Here is a 3,648-nt window from a genome sequence, read left to right as displayed (position 1 = left end):
GGGAGAGCGCCTGCATGGCATGCAGGAGGTCAGCGGTTCGATCCCGCTAGGCTCCACCATCCTTATATTCGACCGGCGGTCTGGTTCCTCATGGAGCCAGCCGGACAGGGTTCGATCCATGCGGCGGGCCATTGGTGCCATGCCCAAATGGGGCCTTAGCTCAGCTGGGAGAGCGCCTGCATGGCATGCAGGAGGTCAGCGGTTCGATCCCGCTAGGCTCCACCATTTTTCGACATTGATGATGTTCTGGCGGGTGCAGCATAGCTGCATCTTGCTCATGCTGCGCGCACGCTTTCTAGAGCGAGATGACTTTACTCAGAACCGTTCGTCCTGAGTAGCCATTGAGCGAAGTCGAATGGCGTATCGAAGGATATAAAGCGCAGCCGACCCTTCGATACGGGTCTTCGACAAGCTCAGCCCCTACTCAGGGCGAACGGAGTGATGTGACTTAAAGTCATCATACCCTATATTGCCCGCACGACGAAAAACGGCGCCCCTTTCGGAGCGCCGTTTCGTGTTTCAGCCTCAGCCCGGATCAGCGCTTGTCGACGGGCACATAGTCGCGCTGCGTCGGGCCGGTGTAGAGTTGGCGCGGACGGCCGATCTTCTGCGCTGGGTCGGAGATCATTTCGTTCCACTGCGCCACCCAGCCGACGGTGCGGGCGAGGGCGAAGAGGACGGTGAACATCTCGGTCGGGAAGCCGATCGCCGACAAAATCACGCCCGAATAGAAGTCCACATTGGGGTAAAGCTTCTTTTCGATGAAATAGGGATCGTTGAGCGCGATCTGCTCCAGTTCCTTGGCGACGTCGAAGACGGGATCGTTGACGCCCAGCTTCTCCAGCACGTCCTTGGCGGTCTTCTGCATGACCGTCGCGCGCGGATCGTAATTCTTGTAGACGCGATGGCCAAAGCCCATCAGGCGGAACGGATCGTCCTTGTTCTTGGCGCGGGCGATATATTCCGGGATCTTGTCGACGGTGCCGATTTCGCGGAGCATGTTGAGCGCGGCTTCGTTCGCGCCGCCATGCGCCGGACCCCACAGGCAGGCGATGCCCGCCGCGATGCAGGCGAAGGGGTTGGCGCCCGAAGACCCTGCCAGACGCACGGTCGAGGTCGAGGCGTTCTGTTCATGGTCGGCATGGAGGATGAAAATCTTGTCCATGGCGTCCACGATCACCGGATCGGGGATATATTCTTCCGCCGGGACCGAGAAGGTCATGCGCAGGAAATTGGCGGTGTAGGACAGGTCGTTGCGCGGATAGACGAAGGGCTGGCCCACCGAATATTTATACGCCATCGCCGCGATCGTCGGCATCTTGGCGATCAGACGGTGGCTGGCGATCTTGCGCTGCAGCGGATCGTTGATGTCGGTCGAGTCATGATAGAAGGCCGACAGGGCACCGACCACGCCGCACATGATCGCCATGGGATGCGCGTCGCGACGGAAGCCGCGATAGAAGGTGGTGAGCTGTTCATGCACCATGGTATGGCGCGTGATGGTGGTGATGAAGTCGTCCAGCTCGGTCTTGGACGGCAATTCGCCGTTCAGCAGCAGGTAACAGACTTCCATGAAGCTGGATTCTTCGGCCAGCTGGCCGATCGGATAGCCGCGATGCAGCAAAACGCCTTCGTCGCCATCGATATAGGTCAGGCCGGATTCGCAGCTCGCCGTCGAGGTGAAGCCCGGATCATAGGTGAACATGCCGGTGTTGGCGTACAGCTTGCGAACGTCGATGACCTGGGGACCGACCGAACCGTCCATGACGGCATAGTCTTTCGTCGCTCCTCCGACGGTCAAAGTGGCATTATTATCCGACATATTGTTCTCCTTGAGTGCCATCAACTTAACCGTGCGTGCCCACAGCGGTCAGCCGTTCCAAGCTTTCCTCTTTCCCCAACAGGAAGAGGACATCGAAAATCCCCGGCGAGACGGTGCGCCCGGTGAGCGCGGCCCGCAAAGGCTGCGCAACCTTGCCCAGTGCCAGACCGGCATCCTCTGCCACGCGGCGTATCGCGTCTTCGATCGCTTCGACCGTCCAGACAGGCGTGGTCGAGAGAGCGTCGGCGGTCTTTGCCAGCAGCGCGCGTGCCGATTCGTCTAGCAGAGCCGACGCCTTTTCGTCAAAATCGAGCGGGCAATTTTTGAACAGAAATTCAGCGCCCTCCGCAATTTCGTTAAGCGTTTTGGCGCGGGGTTTGAGCGAAGCCATCGCCTCGCCCAAAAGTGCTAGACCAGTGTCCGGCAATGGCTTGCCCAGCCGGGCTTCTACGCGGGGCGCCACTAGTGCAGCCAGGCGGGCATCATCGGCTTCGCGCAGATAATGGCCGTTAAGATTCTCCAGCTTCTTGATGTCGAAGCGCGACGGCGAGCGGCCGACGCCCGCAATATCGAACAGTTCGATGGCGCGGGCGGTGGGGATGAATTCCTCGTCGCCATGGCCCCAGCCCAGGCGCAGCAGATAGTTCAGCACCGCTTCGGGCAGCATCCCCATCTCGTCGCGATAGGCGTCGACGCCGAGCGCGCCATGGCGCTTCGACAATTTCGCTCCGTCCGATCCGTGGATCAGCGGGATATGCGCGTAGATCGGCTCTTCCCATTCCATCGCGCGGAGGATGCACAGTTGGCGGAAGGCGTTGTTGAGATGATCGTCGCCGCGAATGACATGGGTGACGCCCATGTCATGATCGTCCACAACCACGGCCAGCATGTAAGTGGGCGTGCCGTCCGACCGCAGCAGGATCATGTCGTCCAGCTCGGCATTCTGCACAACGACGCGCCCCTGGACCGCATCCTCGATCACTGTCTCGCCTTCGCGTGGTGCCTTGAGGCGGATGACGAAGGGGGCACCTTCGGGCGCCTCTTCGGGTGCGCGATCGCGCCAGCGGCCATCATAGCGCATCGGCTTCTTGGCGGCGCGCTGTTCTTCACGGAGCGCGGCCAGTTCTTCCGGCGTGGCATAGCATTTATAGGCATGGCCGCCCGCCAGCATGGCGTTGGCGACTTCGGCATGGCGCGGTGTCCGCTCGAACTGGAACACGGGCGGTTCATCGCCGCCAAGGCCAAGCCAGTCCAGCCCGTCGAAGATCGCGGCGACCGCTTCCTCGGTCGAACGGGCGCGGTCGGTATCCTCGATCCGCAGCAGGAACTTGCCGCCATGATGACGGGCGAACAGCCAGTTGAACAAGGCGGTGCGGGCACCGCCGATATGGAGGAAGCCTGTTGGCGAGGGGGCGAAACGGGTCACCACCGGCTTGTTCATTCCCGTTGCGTTCACCGCCATATTGCCTGACATTCGCCCTTCTGATCCATGGATGCGATGCCCCCTAGCATGGCTTTCGAGCCACGACAAACCTCCCTTATGGTCGAGGTCGCCACACGCCTGCGCGCCGGGTTTACAGGGGTGGAGCGCTGGCTGGAGAAAGAGCGGGAGCAGGTGCCGCTTTGGGCGCCGATCGCCTTGGGAGTGGGCATCGCGACCTGGTTCGCGTTGCCGCACCGGATGGCGTGGCTGGCCTTTTGCTGCGGTGCGTTAGCGCTGGGCTGTGTGGGGGTTTTGCTGCCCGAAGGCGCGCGGTTGCGGCGGATGATGGTGGCGGGCGGGGTGCTGGCCTGCATGGGGTGTGTTCTCATCTGGGGGAAGGCAC

2 protein-coding genes, 1 tRNA gene and 1 pseudogene are annotated in these 3,648 nt (G+C 61.6%); 2 read left to right on the top strand and 2 right to left on the bottom strand.

Annotated features, from left to right (window positions below; translation table 11 throughout):
• The first annotated feature begins 149 nt into the window (after positions 1-149).
• Positions 150-225: transfer RNA gene (locus IL54_RS02530), tRNA-Ala, on the top strand.
• Between the two features lie 310 nt (positions 226-535).
• On the opposite strand, the gene IL54_RS02525 is transcribed toward IL54_RS02530, so the two are convergent.
• Together IL54_RS02525 and gltX are read right to left on the bottom strand one after the other, a co-directional pair.
• Complete coding sequence (locus IL54_RS02525) at positions 536-1,822, bottom strand: citrate synthase (RefSeq protein ID WP_037472901.1); 1,287 nt, start codon at positions 1,820-1,822, stop codon at positions 536-538.
• A 25-nt stretch (positions 1,823-1,847) separates the two neighbouring features.
• Positions 1,848-3,296: a glutamate--tRNA ligase gene (gene gltX, locus IL54_RS02520; RefSeq protein WP_237748761.1), complete on the bottom strand. Its 1,449-nt coding sequence runs from the start codon at positions 3,294-3,296 to the stop codon at positions 1,848-1,850.
• A gap of 36 nt (positions 3,297-3,332) precedes the next feature.
• Between gltX and IL54_RS02515 the strand changes: the two are divergent.
• Positions 3,333-3,648: pseudogene (locus tag IL54_RS02515) on the top strand (ComEC/Rec2 family competence protein); the annotation flags it as partial.

It is taken from the genome of Sphingobium sp. ba1 (genome assembly GCF_000743655.1).
Lineage (GTDB): Bacteria > Pseudomonadota > Alphaproteobacteria > Sphingomonadales > Sphingomonadaceae > Sphingobium.
This window is presented reverse-complemented; position numbering and strand designations above follow the sequence as displayed.